This is a genomic window from Halospeciosus flavus (assembly GCF_029814175.1).
GTDB classification, from domain to species: Archaea; Halobacteriota; Halobacteria; order Halobacteriales; family Halobacteriaceae; genus Halospeciosus; species Halospeciosus flavus.
Genome location: NZ_CP122312.1, coordinates 172232 through 197754, shown reverse-complemented (window position 1 = coordinate 197754; position 25523 = coordinate 172232). Strand labels below are relative to the sequence as shown.

The 25523-nt window shown below is 69.2% G+C and carries 23 protein-coding genes; 9 read left to right on the top strand and 14 right to left on the bottom strand.

Annotated features, from left to right (window positions below; genetic code table 11):
• Positions 1-38 precede the first annotated feature (38 nt).
• The gene (locus tag P0Y33_RS00905; RefSeq protein WP_279528696.1) at positions 39-845 is read left to right on the top strand and encodes an SDR family NAD(P)-dependent oxidoreductase; all 807 of its coding nucleotides are present in this window, start codon (positions 39-41) and stop codon (positions 843-845) included.
• A 15-nt stretch (positions 846-860) separates the two neighbouring features.
• Here P0Y33_RS00905 and P0Y33_RS00900 read toward each other — a convergent pair whose 3' ends face one another.
• Genes P0Y33_RS00900 through P0Y33_RS00890 form a run of 3 tightly spaced genes read right to left on the bottom strand, consistent with a single transcriptional unit; the run spans position 861 to position 5038 of the window.
• Positions 861-2360 (bottom strand): amidase, encoded by a 1500-nt coding sequence (locus P0Y33_RS00900; RefSeq protein WP_279528695.1) that lies wholly within the window; start codon positions 2358-2360, stop codon positions 861-863.
• Positions 2361-2397: 37 nt separating this feature from the next.
• Positions 2398-3678, bottom strand: a complete 1281-nt coding sequence (locus P0Y33_RS00895; protein WP_279528694.1) for an amidohydrolase — start codon at positions 3676-3678, stop codon at positions 2398-2400.
• Positions 3659-5038 (bottom strand): aspartate aminotransferase family protein, encoded by a 1380-nt coding sequence (locus P0Y33_RS00890; RefSeq protein ID WP_279528693.1) that lies wholly within the window; start codon positions 5036-5038, stop codon positions 3659-3661. The genes P0Y33_RS00895 and P0Y33_RS00890 overlap by 20 nt, the downstream gene beginning before the upstream one ends.
• Positions 5039-5161: 123 nt before the next feature.
• Here P0Y33_RS00890 and P0Y33_RS00885 point away from each other — a divergent pair, with 123 nt between their 5' ends.
• On the top strand, positions 5162-6340 hold the full coding sequence (locus P0Y33_RS00885; protein ID WP_279528692.1) for a M24 family metallopeptidase: 1179 nt from the start codon (positions 5162-5164) through the stop codon (positions 6338-6340).
• Between the two features lie 21 nt (positions 6341-6361).
• Here P0Y33_RS00885 and P0Y33_RS00880 read toward each other — a convergent pair whose 3' ends face one another.
• Positions 6362-7342 carry a D-2-hydroxyacid dehydrogenase gene (locus P0Y33_RS00880; RefSeq protein ID WP_279528691.1) on the bottom strand — a complete coding sequence of 327 codons (981 nt, stop codon included), beginning with the start codon at positions 7340-7342 and terminating at the stop codon, positions 6362-6364.
• Positions 7335-8666 carry a class-III pyridoxal-phosphate-dependent aminotransferase gene (locus P0Y33_RS00875; RefSeq protein WP_279528690.1) on the bottom strand — a complete coding sequence of 444 codons (1332 nt, stop codon included), beginning with the start codon at positions 8664-8666 and terminating at the stop codon, positions 7335-7337. The genes P0Y33_RS00880 and P0Y33_RS00875 overlap by 8 nt, the downstream gene beginning before the upstream one ends.
• Positions 8667-8795: 129 nt before the next feature.
• Here P0Y33_RS00875 and P0Y33_RS00870 point away from each other — a divergent pair, with 129 nt between their 5' ends.
• A complete protein-coding gene (locus P0Y33_RS00870; protein ID WP_279528689.1) occupies positions 8796-9590 on the top strand; it encodes an IclR family transcriptional regulator in 795 nt (264 codons plus the stop codon).
• A gap of 363 nt (positions 9591-9953) precedes the next feature.
• Here the strand turns inward: P0Y33_RS00870 and P0Y33_RS00865 are convergent, their stop codons facing one another.
• Positions 9954-10925, bottom strand: coding sequence for an agmatinase family protein (locus P0Y33_RS00865; protein WP_279528688.1), 972 nt, complete (start codon positions 10923-10925; stop codon positions 9954-9956).
• A 346-nt stretch (positions 10926-11271) separates the two neighbouring features.
• Between P0Y33_RS00865 and P0Y33_RS00860 the strand changes: the two genes are divergently transcribed.
• Positions 11272-12462 carry an iron-containing alcohol dehydrogenase family protein gene (locus tag P0Y33_RS00860; RefSeq protein ID WP_279528687.1) on the top strand — a complete coding sequence of 397 codons (1191 nt, stop codon included), beginning with the start codon at positions 11272-11274 and terminating at the stop codon, positions 12460-12462.
• Positions 12463-12489: 27 nt separating this feature from the next.
• Here the strand turns inward: P0Y33_RS00860 and P0Y33_RS00855 are convergent, their stop codons facing one another.
• The 4 genes from P0Y33_RS00855 to P0Y33_RS00840 all read right to left on the bottom strand — a co-directional run bounded on the left by P0Y33_RS00855 (position 12490) and on the right by P0Y33_RS00840 (position 15567).
• On the bottom strand, positions 12490-13284 hold the full coding sequence (locus P0Y33_RS00855) for an ABC transporter permease subunit (protein ID WP_279528686.1): 795 nt from the start codon (positions 13282-13284) through the stop codon (positions 12490-12492).
• Positions 13277-14212, bottom strand: coding sequence for an ABC transporter ATP-binding protein (locus tag P0Y33_RS00850; RefSeq protein WP_279528685.1), 936 nt, complete (start codon positions 14210-14212; stop codon positions 13277-13279). Before P0Y33_RS00850 ends, P0Y33_RS00855 begins: the two co-directional genes overlap by 8 nt.
• A gap of 84 nt (positions 14213-14296) precedes the next feature.
• Positions 14297-15223 carry an archaeosortase A gene (artA, locus tag P0Y33_RS00845; RefSeq protein WP_279528684.1) on the bottom strand — a complete coding sequence of 309 codons (927 nt, stop codon included), beginning with the start codon at positions 15221-15223 and terminating at the stop codon, positions 14297-14299.
• A gap of 83 nt (positions 15224-15306) precedes the next feature.
• Complete coding sequence (locus P0Y33_RS00840) at positions 15307-15567, bottom strand: hypothetical protein (RefSeq protein WP_279528683.1); 261 nt, start codon at positions 15565-15567, stop codon at positions 15307-15309.
• A 116-nt stretch (positions 15568-15683) separates the two neighbouring features.
• Here P0Y33_RS00840 and P0Y33_RS00835 point away from each other — a divergent pair, with 116 nt between their 5' ends.
• The 5 genes from P0Y33_RS00835 to P0Y33_RS00815 all read left to right on the top strand — a co-directional run bounded on the left by P0Y33_RS00835 (position 15684) and on the right by P0Y33_RS00815 (position 21976).
• Positions 15684-17948, top strand: a complete 2265-nt coding sequence (locus P0Y33_RS00835) for a transglutaminase-like domain-containing protein (RefSeq protein WP_279528682.1) — start codon at positions 15684-15686, stop codon at positions 17946-17948.
• A 62-nt stretch (positions 17949-18010) separates the two neighbouring features.
• Positions 18011-18193: a hypothetical protein gene (locus P0Y33_RS00830; RefSeq protein WP_279528681.1), complete on the top strand. Its 183-nt coding sequence runs from the start codon at positions 18011-18013 to the stop codon at positions 18191-18193.
• Between the two features lie 41 nt (positions 18194-18234).
• Positions 18235-18795, top strand: a complete 561-nt coding sequence (locus tag P0Y33_RS00825; protein WP_279530062.1) for a class I SAM-dependent methyltransferase — start codon at positions 18235-18237, stop codon at positions 18793-18795.
• Between the two features lie 97 nt (positions 18796-18892).
• The gene (locus P0Y33_RS00820) at positions 18893-21211 is read left to right on the top strand and encodes a S8 family serine peptidase (RefSeq protein WP_279528680.1); all 2319 of its coding nucleotides are present in this window, start codon (positions 18893-18895) and stop codon (positions 21209-21211) included.
• Between the two features lie 9 nt (positions 21212-21220).
• Positions 21221-21976 (top strand): DNA-3-methyladenine glycosylase, encoded by a 756-nt coding sequence (locus tag P0Y33_RS00815; protein WP_279528679.1) that lies wholly within the window; start codon positions 21221-21223, stop codon positions 21974-21976.
• A gap of 63 nt (positions 21977-22039) precedes the next feature.
• Here P0Y33_RS00815 and P0Y33_RS00810 read toward each other — a convergent pair whose 3' ends face one another.
• The 4 genes from P0Y33_RS00810 to P0Y33_RS00795 all read right to left on the bottom strand — a co-directional run bounded on the left by P0Y33_RS00810 (position 22040) and on the right by P0Y33_RS00795 (position 25522).
• Complete coding sequence (locus P0Y33_RS00810) at positions 22040-23254, bottom strand: thiolase C-terminal domain-containing protein (protein WP_279528678.1); 1215 nt, start codon at positions 23252-23254, stop codon at positions 22040-22042.
• Positions 23251-23664 carry a Zn-ribbon domain-containing OB-fold protein gene (locus tag P0Y33_RS00805; protein WP_279528677.1) on the bottom strand — a complete coding sequence of 138 codons (414 nt, stop codon included), beginning with the start codon at positions 23662-23664 and terminating at the stop codon, positions 23251-23253. Before P0Y33_RS00805 ends, P0Y33_RS00810 begins: the two co-directional genes overlap by 4 nt.
• Positions 23664-24644 carry a hypothetical protein gene (locus P0Y33_RS00800; protein ID WP_279528676.1) on the bottom strand — a complete coding sequence of 327 codons (981 nt, stop codon included), beginning with the start codon at positions 24642-24644 and terminating at the stop codon, positions 23664-23666. The genes P0Y33_RS00805 and P0Y33_RS00800 overlap by 1 nt, the downstream gene beginning before the upstream one ends.
• 77 nt (positions 24645-24721) lie before the next feature.
• On the bottom strand, positions 24722-25522 hold the full coding sequence (locus tag P0Y33_RS00795) for an N-acyl homoserine lactonase family protein (protein ID WP_279528675.1): 801 nt from the start codon (positions 25520-25522) through the stop codon (positions 24722-24724).
• Position 25523: the final 1 nt, after the last annotated feature.

Genomic DNA, 25523 nt, shown 5'->3' with positions numbered 1-25523 from the left:
GGAGTACAGTTATGTCGTGCGGTGTGGTACGTCGCCACATGTCCGGAGAACTGGACGGGAAGACCGCCGTCGTCACGGGGTCGAGCACGGGTCTCGGCCGAGGAATCGCCGAGCGGTTCGCCGCGGAGGGCGCGAACGTCGTCACGAACTCTCGCTCGCAGGAGCGCGCCGAGGAGGTCGCCGCCGCCATCTGCGAGGCGGGCGGGACAGCCGTCGGCGTCGAGGCGGACGTCGCCGACAGAGACGACGTCGGCGCACTCGTCGACGCCGCGGTAGCGGAGTTCGGGTCGCTCGACGTGATGGTCAACAACGCGGGGACGTCCGTCGAGAAACCCTTCCTCGACCTCACGCCCGAGGAGTGGCGCCAGGTCCTCGACGTGAATCTCACGGGCGTCTTCTTCGGTGCGCAGGCCGCCGGCGAGGTGATGGCCGAGCAGGGACACGGACACATCCTCAACGTGTCGAGCATCTGGGGGAGCGTCGGCGTCCAGGGCCGGGCGGCCTACAACGCCTCGAAGGGCGCCATCGAGAACCTGACGCGCTGTCTCGCGGTCGAACTCGCCGAGAACGACGTCCACGTCAACGCTCTCGCACCGGGGTACGTGAAGACCGACCTCGCCGAGGCGCCGTGGGGCGAGCGAGCGGGCGAGAAGGACGACGAGTGGCCCTACTACGGCTACGCCGACGAGCACATCGAGAACCGGACGCCGCTCGGTCGCTACGGCACGCTGGAGGAGGTCGCGGAGTGCGCGACGTTCCTCGCGGCCGGCGACCACTACGTGACTGGGGAGGTACTCCACCTCGACGGCGGCTGGCTCGCCTTCGGATGGGGGAGCAAGGGGTAGCGACGGAATCGCTTCTCAGCGGAGTTCTGCTTCGACGGCCGCGGCCGCGGCCACGAGTCGCGTGTCCGCGCCGGGTGTCCCGAGGAGTTGAAGACCGACCGGGAGTCCGCCCACACGACCACACGGGAGCGAGAGCGCGGGCGCCCCCAGCAGGTTCGCCTGCCGGACGTTCACGGAGAGCGGCGGGCGTTCGGCGTCCGAGTCGTCACGGTCGTCGCGGTCGTCCGCGGAGAGCGGCCACTCGCCGACGGCCGGCGCGGTGACGGGCATCGTCGGCGCGAGCAGGGCGTCGTGGTCGCCGAGCGCGTCGGCGTACCCGTCGGCGAAGCGCTCGCACTCGGCGAGTGCCCGGGTGTAGACCGACGCGCCGCCCTCGTCGAGCAGCGCCGCACCGTCGAGGGCGTTCTCGACGAGTCGGTCGGCGAACGCGTGGTCGGCCGTCCCGTCGGCCACCGCGCGGAGTGCCTCGGCCGCGTCGGCGTGCCACGCCCCGTCGACGCCGACGCCGTCGAGTGGGGCGAGACCGGCGAACAGCGCGGCCGCGAGTTCGACGTTCGTGATGGCGTCCCAGACGGGCGCGGTCAGGTCGAAGCGCGGAACCGAGACGTGTTCGACCCGTGCGCCGGCGGCTTCGAGGGCGTCGACCGCGCGCTCGACACGTCCGCGGACCGCCGGGTCGACGTGCTCGCCCAGGAACTCCTCGGCGAGACCGAACGAACAGTCCTCGATGGCCCGCGCGTCGGTCGCGGCGGCGGCCAGTGACGGTGGCTCTCGGCCGACCGTCGCCGAGTCGCGGCCGTCCGGTCCGGCGACGACGTCGGCGACGTGGGCGGCGTCGGCTACCGAGTTCGCGAGTACGCCGACGTGGTCGAGCGACGGCGCGAGCGGGACGACGCCGGTCCGCGGCACGGTCCCGAACGACGGCTTGTAGCCGACGACGCCGCAGAACGCGGCGGGAATCCGGACGCTCCCACCAGTGTCCGTCCCGAGCGCGGCGTCGGCGATGCCGGCGGCGACGGCTGCCCCGCTCCCCGCCGACGAGCCACCGGCGACGTGGGCGGTGTCCTGCGGGTTGCGCGTCGGGCCGAACGCGCTCGTCTCGCCGGTCGGGCCGTAGGCGAGTTCGTCCATATTCGTCTTCCCGACGAGCCTCGCGCCGGCGTCGAGGAGCCGCGAGACCGCCGGTGCGTGTCGGGCGGGTGTGGCGTCGGCGAGCACCCGCGACCCGGCGGTGAGCGGGACGCCCGCGACGGCGAGGTTGTCCTTGACGGCCAGGTCCCACCCGGCGAGCGGGCCGTCGTCGGTGGTCGAGAAGTCGAACGTCGAGACGAAGGCGTCGAACGCGTCGTCGGGGACGCCGGGGTCGAACCGCACGTCGGTTGGCGTCGGTTCGTCGGCGTCGGCCGCCGGGAGCGCGTCGTAGTCGGCGGACGCACCGCGTGCTTCGAGGTCCTCGGGGTCGCGCCCGAGGAGCGCGGCGAGCGTCCGCGTGCGGTCGGCGTCGGGGTCGGTCATACCCGAACCCACCGCAGGCGGACCAATAAGCGTTATCTCAGACACCCTCGGCGGCGACGCGCTCGATGGACTCGGCGAGCACGTCCACCGCGAGGGGGAGCGAGCGCTCGTCGACGTCGAAGGTCGGCGTGTGGTGCGCGCCGGGGTGGTCGGTGCCGACGATGGCGTAGGTCGCGAGTCCACCCTGTCGCTGGACCGCGTCCATGAGGAAGGTCGCGTCCTCGCTGGCGCCGAACTCGGCGTGCTGGAGGGCGGAGTCGACCCGCTCGTCTCCCGCAGCGACGTCCGTGACCAGTTCGGCGAGTTCGGGGTCGCTGTCCGCCCGCGGCGACTCGCTGATCACCTCGAAGTCGACCGTACACTCGTGCATCGTGGCGGCCGACTCGAAGACGCGTCGTAACTTCTCTCGGCTGTACTCCATCAGTTCGGTCGTCTCGCCGCGCGCCTCCGCGAGGACGTGTGCGCGCTCGGCGACGACGTTGCTCGCGCTGCCGGCGTCGACCTTCCCGACGTTGACGCGCGTCATCCCGTCGGCGTGACGCGGGATGGCGTAGGCGTTCTGCACGGCCGTCGCCATCGCCTGGATGGCGTTTCGTCCCTCGTTGGGGGCCTTCCCGGCGTGGGCGGACTCGCCGTGGAACGTCGCCTCGACGTGGCACATCGCGAGCGGTTTCGTGATGCCGCCGACGACCTCGCCGGTCGGGTGGTCGAGACCGAGGTGGACGGCGAACAGGTAGTCGATGCCTTCGACGTGCTCGCTCTCGGCCATCGGCTTCCCGCCGCCGGACTCCTCCTCGGCCGGTTGGAAGAACACCGTGAGCGTCCCCGTGAAGTCGCTCTCCATCACGGCTTCGAGGACGCCGACGCCGATGGTCATGTGGCCGTCGTGGCCGCAGGCGTGCATCGACTCTGTGTACTCCGACCGGAACCCCCCGCGTTCAGGGGCGTGCTCGGGGTCGGCCGACTCCTCGACGAACAGGCCGTCGATGTCCACCCGGAGACCGACGTGCGGGCCGTCGCCACAGTCGAGGCGGGCGACGACGCCGGTGTACCCGCCCTCCAGTTGCGCCAGTACGGACTCGTCGACGCCCGAGGCGCGGGCGCGCTCGTACCAGGTGGCGAGTTCAGTCTCGTCGGGGACGGCCATCCGCGCCGTCGGGTCCATCGCCTCCCGGCCGACGAAGAGTTCGTCGACGCCCACGGCTTCGAGTTCCGCGACCAGTCGACAGGTCGTGCGGAACTCGCGCCACGCGGGTTCGGGGAAGCGGTGGAGGTCCCGACGGAGGTCGCGGAGGCGTTCAGGCGCGGGCGCGTTCATCTTCGGCCGTCGCCGCGATGGCGTCCGCGATGATCTCGGTACCGACCTCGGCCTGCCGCTGGGTCAGGACGAGCGGCGGGAGCAGGCGCAGGACGTTGTCGTACTGTCCGGCCGTCCAGACGAGGACGCCGTGCTCGTAGCAGTACTGCTGGATGGCCTCGACGCGGTCGTCGTCCGGGTTCCCCTCCGAGTCGACGAACTCCGCGCCGATGAACAGGCCCTTCCCGCGCACGTCGCCGAGTCCGGAGTCGCCCTCGCCGGCCTCGCGCAGTCGCTCGCGGATGTAGTCACCCACCTCGGTCGCGTGGTCGAGCAGGTCGTGGGACTGGATGTACTCGATGGCGCGGACGCCACCGACCATCGCGGGGACGTGTCCGCGGTAGGTGCCGGCGTGGTCGCCCGGTCCCCACGTGTCGAGGTCCTCGTGGTAGATCGTCGCCGAGAGCGGGAGACCGTTCCCGCCCAGCGCCTTCGCCGTCGTCATCGCGTCGGGCGTGACGTCGTAGTGCTCGGCGGCCCACCACTCGCCGGTGCGGCCGAAGCCGGCCTGAATCTCGTCGAAGACGAGCGGCAGGTCGTTCTCGTCGGCGATGTCGCGGAGGCCCTGGAGGAAGCCCTCTGGCGGGACGACGACGCCGCCCTCGCCCTGGATGGGTTCGACGAAGATGCCCGCGGGGTTCGCGAGACCCCCGTAGGGCTGTTCGATGGTCGCGCGGACCTCTTCGAGTGCCCGTTCGACGGACTCCTCGGGGTCGCGGCCCTCCTGGAACGGGTGGGGGAACGGCGCGTGGACGACGTCCGGCAGGAGCGGCGCGTAGTGTTTCTTGAGTTTGCTGTTCGAGGTGATGCTCATGGCGCCGCTGGTCGCGCCGTGGTAGGAGTTACGGAAGGCGACGAGGCCACGCCCACCGGTGTTGTACTTCGCGAGTTTGATGGACGCCTCGATGGCGTCGCTCCCGGTCGGGCCGCCGAAGACGACTCGGCTGTTACCCGAGAGGTTCCCCGGCGCGAGTTCTTCGAGTTTCTCGATGAGTTCGAGACGCGGTTCGGTCGGGAAGTCGACGGAGTGGGTGAGTTTGTCCACCTGCTCGTGGACGGCCTCGTTGACGTACGGGTTCGCGTGGCCGACGTTGTAGACGCCGATGCCCGCGAAGAAGTCGAGGAAGACGTTCCCGTCGACGTCCTTCAGCGTCGCGCCCTTCCCCTCGTCGAAGGCGAGGGGGATGTTGTTGGGGTACGCGACGGCGTTGCTGTCGATTTCGTTCTGTTTCTCCCGGAGTCGGTCGGACTTGGGTCCGGGGACGCGGTCGACGGACGGTTCCTGGGCGAAGTGCAGGTCGTGGATCGGCGGTCCCGCCATACGAGCGACCACGTGGACCTCCTACATATAGATTGTTCACAGGAACCAGCACTCGCGTAGTCAGAAACTGACTTGTTCGCGTAAGACTTATGCGAACACCACCCAAGGAGTCGGGTGACGCAGATGAACGAACTCGTCCCATTCCCGACCAGCGAGTACGAGCGCCGACTCGACCGAACGCGCGAACGGATGCGGGAGGCGGGCGTCGACGCCCTCCTCGTCACCGACCCCGCGAACATGAACTACCTCACTGGCTACAAGTCGTGGTCGTTCTACGTCCACCAGGGGGTCCTGGTGACGCTCGACCACGACCCGGTGTGGATCGGCCGCGAGATGGACGCCAAGTCCGCGGAGGTGACGACGTGGATGGACGACGAGAACGTCCTGTACTACACCGACGACTACGTCCAGTCGCCCCACGACAAACACCCGATGGACTACGTCGCCTCCGTGATCGACGAGTACGGCTACGGCGACCGTTCGCTGGGCGTGGAGATGGACGCCTACTACTACACCGCGCGCTCGCACGCTCGCCTCACGGACCAACTCCCGGAGGCAGACGTCCAGGACGAGACGCTGCTGGTGAACTGGGTCCGACTGAAGAAGTCCGACGCGGAGATCGAGTACATGCGCCAGGCCGCCCGCCTCGCCGAGACGGGGATGCAGGCCGCCGTCGACACGATTCGCGAGGGCGTCCCCGAGTCCGACGCCGCGGCCGCCATCTACGACGGACTCATCGGGGGAACCGAGGAGTTCGGCGGTGACTACCCCGCCATCGTCCCGCTGATGCCCTCGGGCGACTACACGGGGACCCCCCACCTCTCGTGGTCCGACCGCGAGTTCGAGCAGGGCGACCCGGTCATCGTCGAACTCGCCGGCTGTAAGCACCGCTACCACTGTCCGATGGCCCGCACCCTCACCGTCGGCGAACCGGCACCCGAGATGCAGGAGACCGCGGACGTCGTCATGGAGGGGCTACAGGCCGCCCTCGACGCCGTCGAACCCGGCGTGACCGCCGAGGAAGTCGAGGGCGTGTGGCGCGAGACCATCGCGAAACACGGCATCGAGAAGGAGTCCCGTCTCGGGTACGCGACTGGCGTCGGCTACCCGCCGGACTGGGGCGAACACACCGTCAGCCTCCGGCCGGGCGACGAGACCGTCCTCGAAGAGAACATGACCTTCCACATGATTCCGGGCATCTGGTTCGACGACTTCGGCGTCGAGATCAGCGAGACGTTCCGCGTTACGAAGAACGGTGCGGAGACGCTGGCCGACTTCGACCGCGACCTCTTCGTCGTCTGAGGAACGCGACCCGCGCCCGCCTCAGGGCGCGATGACCACGTTTTCGAGTGCGTCGTCGGTCTCCAGCGCCGCGTAGTTGTGCGCGAGGATGTCGGCGAGTCGGTCCCAGTGCTTCGGCGTGTGACCGCCGGTGTGGGGCGTGACGAGGGCGTTCTCCAGCGTCCAGAGCACGTGGTCCGGCGGGAGCGGTTCGGGGTCGGTGACGTCGAGCGCCACGCCGCGCAGGCTCTCGGTCTGGAGCGCCTCGACCACCGCACCCGTGTCGAGGATGGGCCCACGGGCCGTGTTCACGACGACGGCCTCGGGCGGGAGCGTGGCGAGTTCCTCCTCGCCGATGAGTCCGCGCGTGAGGTCAGTGAGCGGGCAGGCGACGACGAGGTAGTCGGTCCGCGCGAGCGCGTCGTGGAACGGCCGGTCCTCGAAGCCGATGACCTCGTCGGTCGGGCCCCCCTTCTCGGGGGTGTAGCGGACGCCGATGGTGTCGACGTCGAAGCCCTGGAGGCGCTGGGCGACGGCCTGCCCGATGGAACCGAGCCCGACGATGGTGACCGTCGAGCCGGTGAGTTCGAACGACTGGAAGTGCCGCCACTCGCCGTTCTGCTTGCGCCGCCACCCCTCGTGGAGGTTACGGGCGAACGTGAGGACGTTCCCGATGGCCTGCTCGGCGATGCCGGGCGCGTGGATGCCGCCCGCGTTCGTCACGGTGACGCCGCGGCGTTCGAGTTCGTCTTCGGGGAGGTGGCCCGTACCCGCGAACGCACAGGCGAACAGTTCGAGGTCCTCGGCGGCGTCGAGGAGGCCCTCGTCGATGCCGACGCCCGTCACCACGGGGGCGTGGCGGACGAGTTCGCGCTCTTCGTGGGGGGTCCGGGCGTGCCGGGCGTCCGCCTCGGGGAGTCGCTCGCGGATCTCATCGGCGTACTCGGCCATGCCGAGACCCTCGGTCCCCTCGCGGAGGACGACGACGTCGGGTGCGTCGGCGGACGAGCGCTCACTACTCATCGTCGACCTCCGCGATGGCCTCGTTCAGCAGGGACGTCCCGAGGTCGACCTCCCGTTCGGTGACGTCGAGCGGCGGGAGCAGGCGGAGCGTCCGGTACCCACAGCCGAGGGTGAGCAGGCCGCGCTCCAGTGCCGCCGCGACGACGTCGTCGCGACGCTCCTTCGTGTCGAAGTCGATGGCGGTGAGCAACCCGAGGTTGCGGACGTCCTCGACGCAGGCGTGGTCGGCGTCGGCGACGGCCTCAACGAGGTGGGCGCCGCGCGTCTCCGCGTTCGAGAGGAGGTCGTGTTCCTCGATGGCTTCGAGGGTGAAGACACCCTGCATCGCCGCGACGACGTCGCCGCCACCCCAGGTCGAACCGAGGCGGTTCTTCTCGTCGGGGAAGAGTTCCGAGCGGCCGATGGTCGCGCCGACGCGCAGCGCCTTCGCCGAAGTGATGAGGTCCGGTTCGAACTCGAAGTGGTCGGCCGCCCACATCGACCCGGAGCGACCGACGCCGGTCTGGATCTCGTCGACGATGAGCGGGATGCCGTACTCCTCGGAGACGCGGCCGACCTCGCTGGCGAACTCCTCGCTCGGGAACCGGTACCCGCCCACGCCCTGGACGGGTTCGAGGATCATGAACGCGACCTCGCTCGGGTCGAGGCTCCCGTGGGCGCCGACGAGTTGTTCGAGACGGGACTCCTCGCCGGCGCGGAATCCACAGGTACACGCGCCGTCACAGGCACAGAACGGCACCTCGCGGATACCCGAGAATTCGGGGTACTTCCGCGTGTACACGTCTTTCGCGCGCGTGAGCGAGAGCGTCCCGAGAGTCCGGCCGTGGAACGCACCCGAGAACGTGATCCCGTGTTTCGGCGTCTCGCACGCGTTGTACGCCACCTTCATCGCGTTCTCGATGGCCTCGGCGCCGGAGTTCGAGAGGAACACCGTGTCCATCCCGTAGTGACTCGACACCTCGGTCAACTTCTGCATGAGTTGGGTCGAACCGGGGAAGTCGGGGTCGTCGACGGTCCCGCTCCCGAAGTAGAAGTCCTGTCCGGCGATCTTCAGGGGGTCGACGAGGTCGAACTCCCGGAGTTTGTCGAGCACCTTCGGGTTGTTGTACCCGAGCGGCGCGGCGCCGATGTGGCAGGTGAAGTCGAGGAGGACGTTGCCGTCGAGGTCGGTGACGAACGGGCCGTCCGCCTCGGCGGTGACGTCCCAGACGAACTCGTGGGAGTACTCACTGGGCGCGGCGACGGCCTGGTGGGCCTCGATCCACTCCTGTGAGGCCGTCCCGCCAAGGTTCGCGACTGTCGGCTCGGCTGTCTCGCGGTCCATACACGGAAATCGTCTAAATTCGCCATAAATCTTGCCTTGAGTAGACAGTAACTGTCTACTCCCGAACGAGCCATGGTAGGCGTTCGCGAGTGTCAAAAGCTATTTCTCGGCTCACGCCAAGGGTAGGGTATGCCAACGAACGACGCGGGGAAACGAACCATCGGCTCGGTGAACAGGGCACTCGACGTGCTCGAAGCCCTCCGCCGACTGAACGGGGCAACACTCGCCGAACTGGCGGAGGAAGTCGACCTCTCGAAGGGTGCACTCCACACGCACCTCGCGACGTTGTGCGACCACGGGTTCGTCGAGCACCGAGGGGACGGCTACGCGCTTGGACAGCGCTTCATCACGTTCGGGGAGTACGTCCGCAACAGTTCGCCGCTCTACCACGCCGCGAAGGGGGAGGTCGACGACCTCGCGGCGGAGACCGGCGAGTGCGTCCACCTCATCACCGAGGACGCGGGCCTGGAGAACATCCTCTACGAGTCGTTCGGCGACCGTGCCGTCGGCCAGGAGTTCTTCGTGAAGAACCGGGAGAAGATGGGCCGACACCTCCACTACTCGGCCGCCGGGAAGGCCATCCTCGCGGAGTTCGACGACGACGAACTCGACGCGCACCTCGACCGACACGGACTCCCCCGGCGAACCGAACACACCATCACCGACCGCGAGGCGTTCGAGGACGAACTCGAACGCATCCGCGAACGTGGGTACTCCACGAACGACGAGGAGGACCTCCTCGGCGTCCGTGCGGTGGGCACCTCCATCCTCGGACCCGACGGAGACGTTCTCGGCGCCCTCAGCGTCTCTGCACCGGCGAGTCGACTCGACGGCGAGCGCTTCGACGACGAGTTCCCACGGAAGGTGACGGAGACGGTCAACATCGTCGAGGTCAACCTCCAGACGATGAACGGCGACGCCTGAACGGCCCGTTTGTCTCTCGCAAACGCCGTCCGCCAGAAATTGTGTGAAGCGCGACCATTCTTACACGAGTACGCGTGTAAAGCCAACGGCGAATCGGCCGGAGATAGAATGTCACGATTTGTCAGGAGCAACCGCCTCGTCCATTCTAGAAAAACCGTACAAACTAGTTGTAATCGTTTGTCTCTTTAGTAATGGTAAGTAGATAGTTTGGACTGAGTGTCGTGAATAGTAGACCGTCACCTTCGACATCTATCGCAAAGAATCAGTGACAGAGTATAGATATGTATTCGTATCTAGTGGGTTGTAAAAACTATCCAACTAAGAAAATCCGTCCAAACTCATTCGTCCCGTTCGGCCGTCGAGTTACGAGAGGAACTTCGCTTCGAGGAACCGGACGATCGCGTTGGCGGCGAGCCGCTGGGTGGACTCCGTCGGGTCGAGTTTCGGGGCGACCTCCATCAGGTCCATCGCGCCGATCTCGTCGTACTCGCCGAGGACGTCCATCGCCGTCAGGAGGTCCGCACTGGTCAGTCCGCCGGGTTCGGGCGTCCCGGTGCCCGGTGCGTACGCCGGGTCGACGGCGTCGATGTCGACGGTGAGGTAGACGTGGTCGACGCCGTCCGTCGCGTGGTCGACGGCGTCGCGGACACACGCCTCGATACCGCGCTCGCGGACGTCCGGCGCGTAACTCACGTGGAGGCCGCGCTCGTCGACGAGGTCCGGGAACTCCGGACCCTCGTACCCGCGAATTCCGACCATCGCGTGGTTCTCGTAGCCGCCGAACGCGCTCTCGTCGATGCGGGCCATCGGCGACCCGTGGAAGTGCTCGCCGTAGAGGGTGCTCGACTCGACGGTGTCGCTGTGGGCGTCGAGGTGGACGAGTCCGACGCGCTCGCCGACGCTCCGCGCGTAGCCGAGGAACGAGGGGTAGGTGACGTAGTGGTCGCCGCCGAGGACGAGCGGGAAGGTCTGGTCCGCGACGGTCTCGACGGCCGCCTCGATCTGTGGGCGCGTCCGTTCGATGCTCGTCGGGACCGTGGGCACGTCGCCGCAGTCGCGGACTTCGACGTCGCCGTAGTCGACGGTCTGGTCGGTCTCGACGTTGTGGACGCCGCCCTTGTAGCCGCCGAGGTAGGCGTACCACGCGCTGGCCTCGCGGATGGCGCCCGGTCCGAAGCGCGCGCCGGGTTGCCGGGAGACGGCGCCGTCGAACGGGACGCCGAGAACCCCGACGTCGACCGACTCGCCGACGTCGTCTACGTCCGCCTGCTCGGCCTTCAAGAACGTCTGGACCCCCGCGAACGAGAGTTCCGGGAGGTCGTCTAACTCGTCCATGAGGAAGAGTCCCATACACACCACTATAAAGATACGGCGCGTTCGCACTAGTCTTGCCCGGCCAAAACAGGAGAGCACTCGTCTACACGAGGCAGACCCGATCCAGATATGCGACGGCGACGACGTGGACGTCGACGACCACGACGTCCTCGGACAGCGTCGATGGCCCATCGTGAAGTTACGTTCGAGTCTATCCCAATGACCGGGGAGGAGTAAGTCGGGACAGGAGGCCGACGTCCCGACTCGTTCGGTTAGTTACGGACGGGAGACATAAATTTTCGTACTACTATCTTTGGTGGGTCTCCGCAGCACAAACCCCAAACCCCCACCCGCCGAACCGGGAAGCATGCACGAGGAGTTTCGATTCGACTACGAACCCGGTACGCTCGTCTACGGCGAGGGGTGCGTCTCCGCGCTCGGCGACGAGGTGGCGGCCATCGGTGCGGAAGACGCACTCGTCGTGACGGGCGAGACCGTCGGGACGACGCCCGAAGTCGTCGACCCCGTCCGCGCGGGACTCGGCGACCGTCTCGCGGGCGTGTTCGCCGAGACGACGACCGCGAAGACCCTCGGGACGGCTATCGACGCGGCCGAGCGCTTCCACGACCTCGACGCCGACGCACTGGTGAGCCTCGGCGGCGGGTCGAGCCTCGACGTCGCGAAGGTCGCGAGCGTGCTCGCCGCCCGCAACGGGGACGACATCGACCGCGCCGCCGTCCACGAGGAGTTCGAGGAGACCGGGACGCTCTCGGTCCCGGGCGGCGAACTCGTCCCCATCCTGACCGTGCCGACGACGCTCGCGGGCGCAGACCTCTCGGTCGTCGCGGGCATCACCACCCGCACGGACGGACTGACCCGCGGCGGCGTCTCCGACGGTCGACTCATGCCCGAAGCACTCTACTACGACCCCGCGCTGTTCGAGACGACGCCCCACGACGTGCTCTGTGCCTCGGCGATGAACGGCTTCGACAAGGGCGTCGAGACGCTGTACGCGGCGAACGCCACACCCGTCACCGACGGAACGGCGATGCGGGGTCTCCGACTCCTCTCGAAGGGACTCCCCGCACTCGGCGCGGGCGAGCGCGACGAACAGACGCTCCACGATGCCGTCGTCGGAACGATGCTCGTCCAGTACGGTTGTTCGCGCGGGTCGGGGTCGACGCTCTCGCTGATCCACGCGTTCGGCCACGGCATCGCCCGGGGGTACGCCGTCCAACAGGGTGGCGCCCACGCAATAATTGCGCCCCACGCACTCCGTCTGCTCTTCGACCGGGTCGACGGCCGCCGCGACCTGCTCGCGGAGGCGCTCGGCGTGGACGACACCGACGACCCGGCCGGGGCGGTCGTAGACCGCGTCGCCGAGATTCGCGACGCGCTGGGACTCCCCACACGCCTGCGCGAAATCGAGGACCTCTCGAAAGAAGACCTGCCCGACGTCGCCGAGTCGACCCACGACGACTCCCTCGTGGGCAACACGCCGGAGGGGTTCGACCCGTCCGTCGAGGACATCGAAGACGTGCTGCGGAGTGCGTGGTAGCGGACGAACGCGGCGAACGGGGACCGTTCAGCCCTCGATATCGGTCCGGGAGAACCACCAGACGGCGACCCCGACGAGCGCGGCGGTCGCGAGTGAGAGGACGACGGCACCGACGAAGTCGTACGTCCCGCGGACGAGGACCGCCGTCGGGTCGTAGTAGTAGGTCGGACTCAGGTACCCGAGTGCTTCGGTGCCGCTCGCCGCGCCGACAGTCTCCAGCATGAACAGCGCGAACACGAGTCCGAGTGCGCTGCGTTGAGCCACGTCCGTCCGCGAGGTGAGAACCGAGAGGACGAGACCGATGGCCCCACAGCACAGGAGGTACGGAATCGAGAGGAGGTGGACGGCGACGACCCGTTCGAGAGCGATCGACTCGCCGACCAACTCCACGCCGACGACCACGACGGCGGGAACGACGACGTTCGTGACGAGCAACGACGGGACGAGCGAGAGGTAGCGTTCGACGACGACGCGTCGTCGCGACACCGGTGTCGCGAGGAGCAGGTCGATGCGGCCCGTCTCGACGTCGGCGGCGACGAGTCGTCCGCCGAGGTAGGCGACGTAGAGACCGAACAGCAGGACGAAGGCGAACTGGTAGAACTCCGAGGCGAGGAAACCCTCGATGCTCGTCAGGGTCGCGACGCCGAACGCCTCGCGGAACGCGGGTGGAAGACTCTGGATGTACTGTTCGAAGTCGACGCCCGACGCCTCCACCGAGGGGAAGAACGCGACCATCGTCGCCGCGAGGAGGGCGAGGAGGAGCGTCAGCGTCGCGGTGGCGGTCCGCTGTTTACGCGCCGCGAAGCGAGCCAGCTCAAACACTGCCTTCACCCCCAGTATCGGCCGGCCTCCGCGTCGCGTCGGTGCGGGGCGACTCCGACTCGCCGTAGAAGCGCACGAAGACGTCTTCGAGTGGGGCCTCCTCGACGTCGAGGTCCCGAATCGAGAAGCGCGACAGCAACGCGACGAGGTCGTCGTAGTCGCCGGTGAAGGTGAACCGGACCTCGTCGTCGACGTGGAGGTCGTGGACGCCTTCGATGTCGAAGTCGGACGCGGAGACGTCCTCGCCGACGTGGACGCGCACCCGCTTGCCGCCGCGCGAGAGGAGCGACTCGACGTCCTCCAGCGCCGCCAAGTGCCCGTCGCGGACGACCGCCACCCGGTCGCAGACCTTCCGGACTTCGCTCAGGACGTGACTGGAGAAGAACACCGTCGTCCCGGCGGCGCGCTCCTCCCGGAGGAAGGTGTTGAACGTCTCCTGGAGGAGCGGGTCGAGCCCCGACGTGGGTTCGTCGAGCACTGCCAGCGACGGGTCGTGCACGAACGCCTGGACGATGGCGAGTTTCTGTCGGTTCCCCCGACTCAACTCGCCGACCCGCCGGTCGACCGGGACGTCGAAGCGCTCGACCAACTCCTCGCGGCGGACGTCGCCCTTCAACGCCGCCTGTTCGTCGAGGAATCGACGGCCAGTCAGGTCGGGGTCGATACTCGGGTCCGAGGGGAGGTAGCCGATTCGAGAGCGGGCCTCCTGGAGCGCGTCGCGGTCGTGGATGCTGACGCCGAGGACGGTAGCGTCACCGGCCGTCGGGTGGAGGAAGCCGAGGAGCGTACGAATCGTCGTGGTCTTCCCGGCACCGTTCGGCCCGAGGAAGCCGAACACCTCACCCTCTCGAACGGAGAACGAGAGGTCCTCGACGGCGCGCGTCTCGCCGTAGAACTTCGAGAGACCGGACAGGGACAGGGCGGCCATACGGCCGACGTCGTCGGCCGGGACGAAAAGTGTACTCGTGGCGCCCACCGGCCCGAGGGCCGAGACCCGAGTTAGAGGGGATTCTCAGACTCGACCGCCGAACTGCTCGCGGAGGTCGTAGTCGTCGCCGGTCGCGACGTAGAGGACGTCCTCGACGACGACCACGAGTTCGGGGAGGACGCGCAGGAGCACCCAGATGAGCGCGACGAGGACGACCACCGAGAGCGACTGGGCGATGATGCGGTCGGAGACGAAGTAGGACACCTTGTAGGCGTCCGTCGACCCGAAGAGGAACAGGATCTGGTCGACGAACACCTGGAACCACTGGTGACCGGAGGCGAGCGCGATGAACGCGACCCGGAGGACGTTCGCGACGTAGATGACCGGGAGCGCGATACCGAGGGCCTTCGCCTTCCGGTCGACGGGCGCGTCCATCGCGAGGACGAGTCCCGTGACGACGGACATGCTCCCGATACCCGTACACGCGAGGACGACGTGGATGAGGAAGCGGTGGTCGGGAGTGGGCCAGAAGACGAACGTGTTCAGGTAGCCCTTGTCGCCGACGACGAGTTCGGGGTGGTAGCCGAGCACGCCCAGGAGCCACGCGACGTGGCCGGCAGTCGTCTCGATGAGCCACTCCTGGAGCCACGGGAGCGCGAGTGCGGGCAGGTAGAGCAGGCCCATGACGGCGACGGCGCGGGTGAGCACGAGCAGCGACTCCCGCTTCGTCGCGACGAGGTAGGCGACGTACAGCGAAGCGGGGACGGCGAACGCACTCAGGATGCCCTCGACGAAGCTCTTCTGGACGAACGCGAAGTGCGGGACGAGCAGGAGCCAGAAGCCGGCAAAGAGGGTCCACGCACCGGCGGCCGCGTACCGCGCGTGCCGCGTCGAGCGGTAGCTCAGGACCGTCGCGACCAGGAACGCCGCGACGACGACCCACGCCAGCGGGTCCGTGACCGTCTGGACCGACTCGGGCGTGAGACCGAGGAAGGTAGGGTGGAGCGACATGGATAGGGCGGGGTTCAACAGAGTATATCGGGCCGCGGAGTTAAGGAGTTTGTCCCTGTCGGGCGTTCACACGCCACTGTAGCTCACTTCTCGGGTGGCGGCGAGTGGTCGCTCTCGCCGACCAGTTCCATCGGGCGGAGGACGTAGTACCACACGACGAGCGCGCCGCCGATGTAGCTGACGACCCAGACGGCCGCCCCGAGCACCTCGAAACCGGCCTGTGAGAGGTACCCGTCGACGATACCGGGGAGGACGACGGCGAACGCGACGACCAGCACGATCTGCACGTTTCGAGAGACGGGCAGCGGGAGCGGTCCGTCGTCACGAGACTCGTCCGAGGACATACTCGTACCGAGAGTCGCCACGACCCTGTACGTACCGGTTCGCCGACAGCCGACCGGGCACTGGCCCACCGCCGCCGACACCACAACGCGTTTACCCGTGCGCGACCGATGGTACCGTGACACAGTACACGATGTCCGACGCCACGTCCGGCCGTTCTCTCCGGACTCCCCGTGCGTTCGCCCTCCTCGCTGCCCTCCTGCTGTTGGTCCCCTACGTCGGCGTCCTCTACCACGTCGTCGACGTCACCGGCAGCGTCCCGCTGTTCGTCGCCGTCGTCCTCGGCAGCGGAGTACTCGCGACCCTCGCTGCCCGGACGCTCGCGCCACGGGTCGCACTGGCACTGGCGAGCACGCTGCTGGTCGCCGGACTCGGGACGTACCTCTACTCCGTCCCGGCGGTCTACCGCGCGCTGTTCGACGTCGCTCGCTACGCCGGCGAGTTCCTCAGCATCCTCACCGGGCGGTCGGTGTTGCTCTTCTTGAGCGCCGACGTGTGGGCGACCGCCGTGGCCCCGGCGACGGTGTTCCTCCCCTGGTACCTCGCGCTCCGGGAACGATACGACGCCGCGGCGCTGGCCGGCGGACTCGCGCTCGGTTTCTTCGTCCTCACGGGCGACGCGAGCTACGGGCAGACCCTCCTCGGCGTCGTCGGCGTGTTCGGGCTCCTCGGGTTCGGCCAGTTGGACCGCGCCGACGCCGACTGGTCGCGCGTCCGTCGCTTCGGACTCTGGGTCGTCGTCGCGGCCCTCGCGACGCGCGCGGTCGCGGCCGCCGACCCCTTCCCCACTGACCGGAGCACCGGCGGGAGCGGCGGGTCGGGGTCCGACGGCGGGTCGACGCAGTCGCTCGAAGGGAGTCTGGTCGCCGTCGACGACCGCGTCCGGGTCACCGGGAGCATCACGCTCACGGCGGACGAGCGCTTCACCATCGAGTCCGACCGGCCCGCGCTCTGGCACGCCGGTTCCTACGACCGCTACACCGGCCGCGATTGGATCCGGACGGGCGGCGAGACCGAGTACGACGGCCGACTCGCCGCGCCGCCGGGCGAGACCGCGACGCTCCGTCAGAGGGTGACCGTCGAGTCACCCGTCCAGACGATGCCCGCCGCGTGGAAACCGACCGAGGTCACGGGGGCACCCGAGACGACGAGCGTGACCGCCCTCGGCGGACTCCTCCCGGGCCGGTCCTTCGAGTCGGGGGAGGAGTACGTCGTCGAGAGTCAGGTCCCGGTGTGGAGCGCCGACCGACTCCGGAACGCCGGCACTGCCTACCCGAACGACGTCGAGGGGCGCTTCACGGCCCTCCCGTCGAGCACGCCCGACCGGGTGACGACGCTCGGCGACCGACTCGCCGAGGGTGCCGAGACTCCCTACGACGTGGCCGTCGCCGTCGAGCGGTGGTTGGAGGCGACCAAGTCGTACTCGCTGTCGGTCCCCTCGCCCGGCAGCAACGCCGCGGCGACGTTCCTCTTCCGGATGGACGCGGGCTACTGCGTCCACTTCGCCACGGCGATGACCGTCCTGTTGCGGACACAGGGGATTCCGGCCCGCTTCGCCGTGGGCTACTCGCCGGGCGAACAGGTCGGCGACCGACGGTGGCTCGTCCGGGGCCTCCACTCCCACGCGTGGGTCGAGGTGTACTTCCCCGACGTGGGGTGGGTCCCCTTCGACCCGACCCCCGGCGACGCCCGACGTGCCGCCGAACGGGACGCCCTCGGCGACAGTGCGAGCGACGGGACCGACGGACGGACGACGACTACGACCACGACGACTACGACCACGACGTCGACGAGCGGGGGGAACGGGACGACGTCGACCCCCGGCGGGTCGGGAACGAACGAGACCACGAACGGCAGTGGCCCGGGCGGGCAGTTGCAGACACCCATCGTCGAAATGCCGACGACGACGCAAGGAATCGCCGCGGGCGGCGAGGGCGGCGGGAGTGGCCCACTCCCGAACCTCGGTGGGAACGGCGACGATACGGGCGGCACTGCGGGCGGGTCCGTCCTCGCGGACCGGGACCGCGCGGCGGCGCTCGCCGGCGGCGTCGCCGTCCTCCTGGGCGCCTACCAGACCGGCCTGTTCGAACGGGGGTACCGGGCGGTGTGGGTCCGCTACCAACCCCGGAGCGACGACCCGGCGGCCGACGTGGAACGCGCCGTGGACCGCGCGGCCTACGCGCTCGCCGAGCGCTACCGCGAGCGCCGGGAGGGCGAGACGTTCCATGCGTACGTCGACGTCCTCCCGCTGGACGCCGACGAGCGCGAGTGCGTCGAACGGCTCCTCGAACGGTACGAGCGGGCCCGCTACGCCGACGAGGTCTCGACCGAGGACGCCGACGAGGCGGTGGCACTCGCCGACGAACTCGTCCACGGCGAGTAGGCCGACACCCACCGGACCCGCCGCCGTCACTGTTTTTCGCGTCGGCAGAGAACGCCGGGACGATGGACCCGCGCACGTTCCGCCGCGTCTCGACGCTGTTCAGCGCGCTCGTGACTCTCGTGGCGGTGACGCTCCTGACGGTCGACGCCCCGACCGAGGTGTGGGTCGGATTCGCCGTCGTCGTCAGTCTCGGCGGGTACGCCCTCGCCCTGGTCGCCCGGCGGACGACCTGGGAGGAGGCGTGAGCGACCCGCAGACTTTCGGCGGCGGGCGACGACCGGCCACCATGGGCTTCCACACCTTCGACGTCGAACGGGCGGAGTTGCTGGAGGACGCCGCGGCGCGCTACCGCTTCTGCTCGCGCGAGGAGTTGCTCGGTGCGCTCGCCCTCGACGGGTCGGAGACGGTCGCCGACCTCGGGAGCGGGACCGGCTTCTACACCGAGGACGTCGCCCCGTTCGCCGACGACGTGTACGGCGTCGACGTCCAGGAGGCGATGCACGAGCAGTTCCGCGAGAAGGGCGTCCCAGCGAACGTCTCGCTCGTGACGGCGGACGTCGCGGACCTCCCCTTCGACGACGGCGGACTCGACGCCGCGTTCTCGACGAACACCTACCACGAGTTCGCGAGCGACGCCGCCTTCGACGAACTCGAACGCGTGCTCGCACCGGGTGCCCGCGTCGTCCACGTCGACTGGTCGGCCGCGGGGGCGGGTGAAGAGGGACCGCCCACCGACGAACGCTTCGCGCCCGCGGACGTCCGGGACCACCACGACGACCGGGCGTTCGACGTCGAGACGGTCGAAGACCGTCCCGAGACGTGGAAGGCGGTGCTCCGGCGAGTCTGAACGCCACCGAGTCGACCCCGACGTCCTCCCGCGGTCGGGTGGCCACCGAGTACAAGTGTCCCGTCCGGGAAGCACGAACCGAGACAGTCCCCCACGAATGCGACGAGCATCCCTCACCCTCTTCGCCGTCCTCCTCGTGTTCGCGCCGATGACCGGACCCGCCGCGGTGTGGCTGCCGGGTGATTCGGGTGCCACACCACCGGTGACGGCCGCGTCGACGGTCTCCCCGCAAGTCGCCAGTGACCTCCAGCAGTCGTCGACGCTCGACACGGCCGGCACCGACGAACGCGTGACGGTCGTCGTCGAGACGCGCAGTGGCGCGTCGCTGGCCGTCGCGCGGGCCGTCCGTTCCGAGGGAGGAACCGTCCTCACCCGCATCGGACAGCGCGTCGAGGCCCGTGTTCCGCGCTCGGCAGTTCGAACCCTCGCGAACCGCGCCGACGTCACGTTCGTTCGGCGGCCACACCACCTCCGGGCGAACGGAACGCTCGCTGCGAGCGGAGGAGGGCAGGGACAGGTCGTCTCCGGCGGCCTCGACGACCTCGGCGTGCCTCGCCTCCACCGGAACGGATTCACCGGGGAGAACGCGACCGTCGCGGTGGTCGGACTCGGCTTCGACACGTCGTCGCCGGAGTTCTCGGACGACGTCGTCCGGACGAAGTCCTTCGGGTCGGACGGGTTCGACAGCGGTCGTCACGGGACCGCCGTCGCGGAGGTCGTCGCCGACACCGCACCGAACGCCTCGCTGATACTCGTCGACGTCGACACGATGACCCAGTTGGCTCGCGCGGCCGACTGGGTCGACGCCGAGACGAACGCCGACGTCGCCGTCGCGTCGCTCGGGTTGCCGGTCGGCCCCTTCGACGGGGAGTCGACGCTCGGCCGACAGATTCGCCAGAGCGACCGCCACGGAACGCCCTGGGTCGTCGCGGCGGGCAACGCCGGCTACCGGAAGCACCTGAACACGACGTGGCGGAACACCGACGGCGACCGGTGGCTCGAGTTCGCCGACGGCGGCGACGCGGTCCGCATTCGCTCGGCGACCGGGTCGGTCCGCGTCCACGTCAACTGGCGGGACTGGCCCGCCTCGGACGACAACTACGACGCCTACCTGCAGGCGTGGAACGGGTCGGCGTGGGTGTACGTCGACCAGTCGGAGAACGTCCAGCGCGGGAGCCAACCGCCCGTCGAAGTCCTCGGGGCACGCAGCGCGCGCCAGTACCGACTCCGCATCTGGAAGCGCAGCGCCGCCGGGAACACCTCCTTCGACGTGTTCCTCAACGACGGGGCGCAGTTCGTCGACCACTACGACCGGGCACAGAGCGTGAAGCGGCCCGCCGTCGTCGAACCGGTGCTCGCGGTCGGGGCCGTCCGCGAGGGGACTACGCGACTCGAACCGTACTCCTCGCGCGGGCCGACAGTCGACGGTGCACTGAAACCCGAAGTCGTCGCCCCCGACCAGGTCGACGTCGCGGTCTACGACTCCCGACCGTTCGCCGGCACGTCCGCCGCCGCCCCGCACGTTGCCGGCGTCGCCGCCCTCCTCGTCGAGGCGAGCGCCGACCCGCTCTCGTCGGCCGAACTCCGGCGGACCCTCCGAACCACGGCCCGCGACCTCCGCGGGACCGAGACGAACAACCGAACCGGCTACGGACTCGTCGACGCCGAGTCGGCCGTGGACGCGCTCTCGGCCGTCTCGCTCGACGCCTGCGCCCGCGTCGACGCCGGCGGGCGGTACGGCTACGCGACCGACGTCCGGACGGTGAGCGGGTCGTGTATCGTCGTCACCGGTGACGACGCCCGATTCGACGGGAACGGCCACACACTGGCCACGGGTGCGGAGGCGGGTGCGAGCGCCGTTCGCGCCGCGAACGCGACGAACGTCACCGTCGTCGACGCGCGCCTCCGGGGGCGCGTGGGGCTGAACGTGACGAACGGCGGCGTGACGCTCCGGAACGTCTCCGTCGAGGCCGACGAGTGGGCGCTCGCGGTGGACGCCCGGAGTACCCTCTACGCGCGCGACGTGACGCTGGCGAACGGCACGGTCGGACTCGCGGGGACGGACGTTCGCCTCGCCGGCGTCGGTGCGCCGAACGCGACACTCGACCGGCGGCAGGTCGGACCGTACCTGCGACTCGACGATGCGCCCGGCGAACGACGTGAGAACGCGACAGTCGCCCTCCGAATCCACTACGGCGCACGGGTCGAAAACGAATCTGCGCTCGGCGTGTGGCGCTATCGGGACGGGTCGTGGACTCGCGTCGGTGGGACCGTCGACTCCGGCGAGAACGTCGTCACCGTGTCGCTCGAACCCGGCGGAGTAGTGACGCTCTACGGCGGGTCCAGTGGGTCCGGGAGCGGGAGTCGGACGGCGACACGACGGCGACCCGAACCCCGAAGGGTGGGGGTGGCGTAGTCGACACCGATGCCGCACGACGCCGACGACTTCGAGCGGGGCGACGCGCTCGACACCGAGTTCTTCCGCCGCCAAGGACGCCACGTCGCCCGCGACCTCGTCGGGACGCTTCTGCTGAACGAGTCGGACGACGGGACGGGGGACGGGACCGGCGGCGAGACTGGGGACGAGACCGACGGCGGACCGGTCGGCGGCCTCGTCGTCGAGGCCGAGGCGTACGTGAACGCCATCGATCCGGCGTGTCACCTCTCGGCCGGCCGGACGCCGCGGACCGAACCGTTCTTCCGGGGCGCCGGGACCGTCTACGTCTTCTCGATGCACGGCCACCACCTGCTGAACGTCATCACGGCGTACGAGGACCACCCCGAGGGCGTCCTCCTGCGGGCGCTCGAACCGACACACGGCCGCGAGCGAATGCACGAGCGACGCGGGCGCGAACGGACGACCGAACTCACGAGCGGTCCCGGGAAACTGACGGAAGCCCTCGGCGTCACGAAGGAGGCGTACGACGGCCGACCGCTCGCCGAGACGTCGCTCTCGTTCTACGAGACCGACTGGGACCCCGAGGTCCAGGTGTCTCCGCGGATCGGCGTGACCGGTGCGGAGGACTGGCCGCTTCGCTTCACCGCGGCCGGGAGCGACTGCCTCTCGAAGCCTGCGCGGACGGACGTACCGCTCGACTTCGCGGCGGTCGAGCGGTGTTACGAGCGACTCCGCGAGGACGCCAGGGGAGGTGGCGAGGAGTTGCCGACCGTCGACCGGTGAGAGGGGCCGGCCGTGTGACGGGGCAGAAGGGGGTGAGTCGGAGAGAAGTCGTCCGACCGGTGTTCAGGGACGTTCCTTCGAGAGGACGTTGATGCAGGAGACGCTTCCCGTCGCGTTCCGGCCGATGCCGATGTTGTGCTGGAGACCGTACTGCGGGTCGTTCTGGACCTGCACGTCGCCGGCCTCGCCGCGGAGTTGCTCGTAGATTTCGTTCACCTGCGCGACGCCGGTCGCGCCGATGGGGTGGCCCTTCGCGAGCAACCCACCGGAGGGGTTGACTGGCTTCTCGCCGTCGAGTTTCGGGGCGCCGGACTCGACGAAGTCGCCGCCCTCGCCCTTCTCACAGAAGCCGAGGTCCTCGTAGGTGACGAGTTCGGTGATGGTGAAGCAGTCGTGGACCTCGGCGACGTCGACGTCGTCGGGACCGATACCGGCCTGCTCGTAGGCCTGGGCGGCGGCCTGCTCGGTCGCCGGGAAGCCCGAGAGCGCCTCGTCCTGGTTGCGGAGGATGCTGTCGACGGCGAGTCCGCTGCCCGCGACCCACACCGGGTCGTCGGTGTACTCGTCGACGACGTCCTCGCTGACGACGATGGTCGCCGCCGCGCCGTCGGTCACCGGACAGCAGTCGTAGAGGTTCAGCGGGTAGGTGACCTGCGGGCTCTCGACGACGTCCTCGACGTCGCAGGTGAAGCGGTAGTGGGCGTGGGGGTACTTCGAGCCGTTCTCGTGGTTCTTCACCGAGACTTCGGCGATCTGCTCGCGGGTCGTGCCGAACTCCTCCATGTGGCGGGTAGCCCGCAACCCGAAGAAGGCGGGCATCGTCACGCCGCGTCCGCGCCACAACTGGTCGAGGGCGGCGTTGGCGATGAGACCCTCCGCGGAGTCGCGCATCTTCTCGGCGCCGAGGACGAGTGCGACGTCACAACTGCCGGCGCGGACCGCCTGGACGGCCTCGCGGAAGGCGGTGCTCCCGGTGGCACAGGCGTTCTCGACGCGGGTGACCGGCTTCCCGAAGAGACCGGTGGCGTGCGCGAGACCGAGGCCGGAGGAGGCGTCGCCCGCGATGTCGAGCGTGCCGAACCACGCAGCGTCGATGTCGTCGGGTTCGATGCCGCGGTCGACGTCGTCGAGGGCGTTCAGGTAGGCCTGCTCGGCCATGTCGTCGAACGACTGGTCGAACAGTTCGCCGAAGTCGATCATGCCGGCGCCGGCGACGGCGACGTCGCGGGGCGACGCCCCGCTGCTCGCCGAACTCCGTCCGGCGGTGTCGCGGGTCATAGCCGGTCACCCCGCGGGCGCTTGAACTTGAAGGAGTGGACGGGCAGTCCCGACACCTCGAAGATACGCCGGAAGTCGGCCGTCGCCTCCATCCCGATCTCGACGTGTTCGGGGTCCGTCTCGGTGAACAACCCGTAGACGCGGGCGGGTTCGCCGCCGGACTCCTGGGGGACGTCCATCACCGCCAGCGGGAGCGGCGTCTCGAACTCGTCGGGGAGGCGCTGCTGGACGACGTAGGACTGGACAGTTCCACGTTCCTGCAGGCGGGTCTCGGTCCACTCCGGGTGGGCGCCACAGCGCTTGCACACCTCGCGGCGCTCCGGGAACGAGACGAACCCGCAGTCGCCACACTCCCACGCGCGGAGGCGCTCGTTCGCGTCGCGGTCGCGGACGTAGGGCGGTTCGTGCATCAGGCGCTCACCTCCAGTTCGCGGTAGTCGCGGTGCTTCGCGTACGTCACGTACTCCTTGCTGTCGAGGTACTCCTGTAGGGTCATCTCTTGGTCGCGGACCTCGGTGACGGTCAGTTCGGCGGCGTCGCTCCCGCCGGGTCCGTAGGCGGCGAGGAGGACGCGGTCGCCCTCGGCGGCGGCGTCGAGCGCGGCGACGGTGTCGAGGAGGACGCTCCCCGCACCGGCGAAGCCGACCGCGTCGAAGGTGCCGTGCGATTCGGCGTCGAGGTCGAGTGCGGAGAGCGCGCGGTCGCCCCACCCGCCGTCGGGTTCGGGGACGGCCGCGTGGTCCGGATCGACGTCACCCAGTCGCTCGACGGCGCCCGTCACGGCGTCGAGGTAGTTCTCACGGTTGAATCGGCCGTCACCCTCCTGCGGGGACGAACTCGCGCGCTTGAACCGGCCGACGAACCCGGTCGTCTCGCTGGCCGCGTCCTCGACGGTGGCGACACCCGACGCCGAATCGGGACCGACGACGAGTGCGCCCGCACCCGCTCCGGCGGTCTGCTCGGCGCTGGTGCCCGGGTCGGCGTGGAGGACGTCCGCCGCGACGACGAGCGCCGTCTCGGCACGACCCGCAGTGACGGTGTCGTCGGCGGCGAGCAGGGCGTTCGTCGCCGCGCGGGCGGACCCCTGGAAGTCGCCCGTGCGGACCGCGCCGTCCGCGCCGACCGCGTAACCGACGTGGGGTGCGACGCCGCGTTCGTCGAAGGGGTCGGACGTGGTTGCGGCGTACACCGCGTCGAGGTCCGTCCCGTCGACGCCCGCGTGGTCGAGGGCGTGTTTCGCGGCCGAGACCGCCAGCGAGACGACGTCTTCGTCGTGGGCCGGGACGGCGGTCTCCCCGCCGCCCGCGTAGTCGCCGTGCTGTTCGGCGATGGCCGTCCGTTCGATGCGGTAGAGTGGGACGTACGCCCCGTACCCGCGTATCGTGACCATGGCTAACAATAGGTGTTCATCCTACCCTAATAAATACCAATGTTCAGATTTAGCGCGTGAGAGCTATCGAAGAAAATTCACGGGGCGCCCTCCAGGCGCTCGAAGTCGTCGGCGTCGTGACCGCAGACGACCGTCGCGTCGGTGCGGCGCTCGCGGTCTTTGAGTTCGCGGAGGCTCTCCCACCAGTCGCGCTCGCTCCAGAGGAGTCCGGCACCGAGGGGAAGTTCCTCGTCGTAGTTGAGTCGGGAGTAGGCCTCGTCGCCGGCGACGAGTACCGTCCCGCGCGCGTCGTCTTCGAGTTGGAAGCCCATCAGTCCCGGCGTGTGCCCGGGGAGGTGGACGAACTCGAGGTCCTCGAAGTGGGTCTCGGACGACCGGTGGACGACCTGCCAGTTCAGGTCGTGGTCGAAGTCGTCGAGGACGTAGGCCGGGTCGCCCTCGTCGGTCTTCGTCGAGTAGTAGGCGTGTTTCAACTCCGCTTCGTGGACGTAGACGGGGACGTCCGTCCCGTCGAAGTGGTGGAGACCCCCCGCGTGGTCGAGGTGCAGGTGGCTCTGGACGACGGCGTCGACGTCGTCGATGCCGTAGCCCGCCGCCGCGAGTTGGTCGTCGAGGGGGTGGTCGGCCGCGTCGTAGTGCTCGAAGGCGTCGTACAGCTCCGCCGGCCAGTGGCCGTCGCCGGCGTCGGGGTGCGAACCGGTGTCCCAGAGGATGGTCGCCTCGGGGTGGTCGACGACGAGATTGTACACCGGCCCTTCGACCATCGGCGTCTCCGGGTCGGGGTCCGCTCGCGACCCGAGGGAGAACCCCTCGACGAGGCGGTTCAGGTCGGTGCGAATCGTCCCGCGGTGGATGGGTGTGATGGGAGCGCGAACCACA